Source organism: uncultured Amaricoccus sp. (assembly GCF_937858865.1).
Classification (GTDB): domain Bacteria; phylum Pseudomonadota; class Alphaproteobacteria; order Rhodobacterales; family Rhodobacteraceae; genus Amaricoccus.
In genome coordinates this window covers 1-3,285 of sequence record NZ_CALLYO010000645.1, presented here as the reverse complement: position 1 = coordinate 3,285, position 3,285 = coordinate 1, and the positions used below count along the sequence as shown (strand labels likewise).

General features: G+C 66.5%; 3 protein-coding genes and 1 pseudogene. All 4 read right to left on the bottom strand.

All coding sequences use genetic code 11. The features are described 5' to 3' along the window. Positions 1-182 precede the first annotated feature (182 nt). Positions 183-1,139, bottom strand: a complete 957-nt coding sequence (locus tag Q0112_RS19265) for a glutathione S-transferase family protein (protein ID WP_297977716.1) — start codon at positions 1,137-1,139, stop codon at positions 183-185. Positions 1,140-1,217: 78 nt separating this feature from the next. After that, a complete protein-coding gene (locus Q0112_RS19260) occupies positions 1,218-1,661 on the bottom strand; it encodes a DoxX family protein (RefSeq protein ID WP_297977715.1) in 444 nt (147 codons plus the stop codon). Between the two features lie 30 nt (positions 1,662-1,691). Further along, positions 1,692-2,327: pseudogene (locus Q0112_RS19255) on the bottom strand (NADPH-dependent F420 reductase); the annotation flags it as partial. Positions 2,328-2,532: 205 nt separating this feature from the next. Next, the coding region (ygiD, locus tag Q0112_RS19250) for a 4,5-DOPA dioxygenase extradiol (protein ID WP_297977714.1) at positions 2,533-3,285 on the bottom strand (753 nt) is incomplete at its 5' end.

The following is a 3,285-nucleotide window of genomic DNA, read 5'->3' as shown; positions in this document are numbered from 1 at the left end:
CGGCTCTTCATGAACAACGGCGCCACCGCGGCCGCCGTCGCCTTCGACTGCGCCGGCGTTTACCTTGAGACCGATTTCTGAGCGGCCCGTCCGGCCACCTGGGGGCGGCTTCCGCGACCCGTGAAGAGGTACCTGCATGACACCGCCGCGGCACGACGCAGGTCTCGCCCTGAGCGCCAGGGTCACGCGGCCCAGGCGAGCTCAGGCCCGGTGGGCACGATGCCGCTCGGGTTCAGCGCTTTGATGGAGTAGTAGCCGCGCTTGATGTGGTTCAGGTTCACTGTCTCGCGCACGCCGGGGACTGCGAGCGCCCGCTCGAGGTAGGCGCTGAGCCGCGGATAGTCGGCGAGCCGCCGCAGGTTTGTCCTGAACAGCCCATAATAGGCCGGATCGAACCGAACCAGGGTCACGAACAGTCGGATGTCCGCCTCCGTCAGCTCGTCGCCGAACAGGAAGGCCCGTCCGTCGACGAGGCGCTGCTCGAGCTCGTCGAGCATGGCGAAGACATCCGCGACGGCCTCCTCGTATGCCACCTGGGTCGTCCCGAACCCGGCCCGGTAAACCCCGTTGTTGAGGCTCGGGTAGATGCGTGCGTTCAGAGAGTCGATCGCGTCGCGCAGGTGGGCTGGATAGAGATCGACGGTCTCGTCGGCAAGCGCCCCGAAGCCGCCGTTCAGCATCCGGAGGATGTCCGCGGACTCATTGCTGACGATCGTTCCGCGCTGCTTGTCCCACAGCACCGGTACCGTCGCCCGTCCGGTGAAAGCCGGGTCCGCGCGCGTGTAGATTTCGTGCACATAAGTGGCGCGGTTCAGCTCGTCGCGGTCGGACCCCGGGTAGTCGCCGAAGCGCCAGCCTTGGTCGGTCAGCGCCGGCTCGACGACCGAGAGCGAGATCACATCGTCGAGCTTTTTCAGCTTGCGGCCGATCAACGTGCGCGAGGCCCAGGGACAGATCAGCGCGACGTAAAGGTGGTAGCGTCCCGCTTCAGCCGCAAAGCCGCCCGCGCCGGTCGGCCCAGCACTTCCGTCGGGCGTGACCCAGTTGCGGAAGCTCGAGGTCTGACGGACGAAGCCGCCTTTCTCGTCCTTGGCCTGAACCGGGTGCCACTCGGCCGTCCATTTGCCATTCACCAGCATGTCTCTGTCCTCGACGGATGTTGCAAGATACCTGCCGCGGCCAAGGGCGAACCGGCCGCGGCTGATGATGGCTGAAGGTCAGGCCCGGCCGCGCCGGAGCGCGTAGGCGCCGTCGCCGAGCATTGCCTGGACGACCAGCGCGATTGCCCAGAAGGCCGGAAACTCCCAGCCGCCGCCCTCGTTGGAGAAGAAGAACCCGGCCGCGCCGTGCGGGGCGTAGATCGAGCCGAGCAGAACCGGGATCAGCGCCAGCGAGACCCCGCGCGTCCAGACGCCGAGGATCAGCGCGACGCCTCCGAGCAACTCGGCGGCAATGACGAGATAGGCGAGCGGCCCGGGGAAGCCGAGGCTCTCGAAGAAGCCGGCCGTCCCGGCCGGCGTGAAGACGAAGAGCTTCAGCCCAGCATGAGCGAGGAAGAGGATGCCGATCGAGACGCGCAGAAGGAGCGCGGCGAGATCGGCGTTGCTGACGCCGGCAACGAAGGACGGACGGGCTGCGTCAGAGGCGGTGGCGTAGGTCATGATCGTGATCCTTGTTTGTGTGAGATGAGCTCAGGCAGCGCGCTGCCAGGTCGGGGCGATGTCGGTGCCGTGGCCGAGGCCGTAGCCGAGCGCGATATTGAGGCCGGCGACTGGCTCGAGGTACCGGGCGGAAGCGAGCCCGCCGGTTTCGATCGCCTCGAGCCCGGCGCTGATGGCAAGGTCAGAGACGGTCTTGCGCGCGTCAGCGTCGTCACCGGCTACGAAAACGGTGGCGGGCCGGCCCGCTGCCTTGCCATCGGCCTGGAGCACGGAGGCGAAGACGGTGTTGAAGGCCTTCACGACCTTGGCCGTGGGCGCGAGCTTCTGGATTTCTTCGGCGGCGCTGGTGGTGTGGCCGATGGTCAGAGCGGAGTAGTCGGCGGTCATCGGGTTGGTGATGTCGACGACGGTTTTTCCCGTGAGATCGCCTGCGGCGCGGATGACCTCCGCGGCAGCGTCGAACGGCACCGCCAGCACCAACAGATCAGCCTTGCCTGCCGCGTCGGCGAGCTCCGCACCGGCAATGCCGTTGCCGACTGTGTTGGCGACCGTCTTCGCCTTCTCGGCGTCGCGCGATCCAAGGGTGACGGTGTGACTGGCCTTGGCGAAGAGCACGGCGAGGCCGGTGGCCATGTTGCCGGTGCCGAGAATAGAAATGTTCATGTCGGTTCTCCTTGAGGGGGACGCGCATCCGCGTCGTCTGTGGGGAGAACATGGACCTGTTCAGGTGGAATGATAATCCAGCCGCCGGGAAGATGATTGCATCCGAAGTGGAAGAAGTCTGCTCCCCAGACTGGCTCCGGGTTCGCCGGGCATCGGAAGCACATCCAGCGGGTGGGCCTCGTTCGACCGCTCGGCGCGATCGCCAGTCTCAGCTGTTGGTTTGATCGGGCGGCACCCCGTGGGGCAGCTGGGCAGCGCCGTCGCCCACTTCGCAGATCACGCCGTCCATGCCGACGCCGTAGCAGCTCATCGAGAGCGATCCCATGGCATAGCCGCGCAGCAGGGCCTGAGCATCGGTTCCCGCGGCCGCGAGCCCGGCGGTGTAGAGCAACGGAATGAAGTGGTCGGGGGTGGGTACCGCCAGATCGAAGTCGGGATGCTCCAGGGACTTCAGAATGTCGGCGGGCGCCTCGGTCATCTGGCGGGCGACCATGTCGTCGAAGCGGCGGGCCCAGTCGGTACCGGCGTCAGGACGGTTCCATTCGATGCGGCTGAGGTTGTGCACCACGTTGCCGCTCGAGATGATCATGACGCCACGTTCGCGCAGCTTGCTCAGCTTCGTGGCAAGCTCGATGTGATAGTCGAGCGGCTTGAGCGCGTTGATCGACAGCTGCACGACGGGAACATCGGCTTGGGGGAACAGGTGCGCAAGCACGCTCCAGGTGCCGTGGTCCAACCCCCATTGATCACGGTCCGCACCGACCCAGTGCGGCTTGACGACTTCCGCCACTTCACCTGCCAACTCCGGCAGGCCCGGTGCGGGATAGTCGAAGGCGAACAGCTCGTCGGGGAAGCCATAGAAGTCATGGATAGTGCGCGGCCGCGCCATCGCGGTCACGGCGGTCGCGCCGATGAACCAATGCGCCGACACCACCAGCACTGCACGCGGCTGCGGCAGAGC

Excerpts from the sequence above, each read along its gene's own strand:
- Q0112_RS19265 (WP_297977716.1), bottom strand. The coding sequence starts at position 1,139 with ATGCTGGTGAATGGCAAATGGACGGCCGAGTGGCACCCGGTTCAGGCC.
- Q0112_RS19260 (WP_297977715.1), bottom strand. The coding sequence starts at position 1,661 with ATGACCTACGCCACCGCCTCTGACGCAGCCCGTCCGTCCTTCGTTGCC.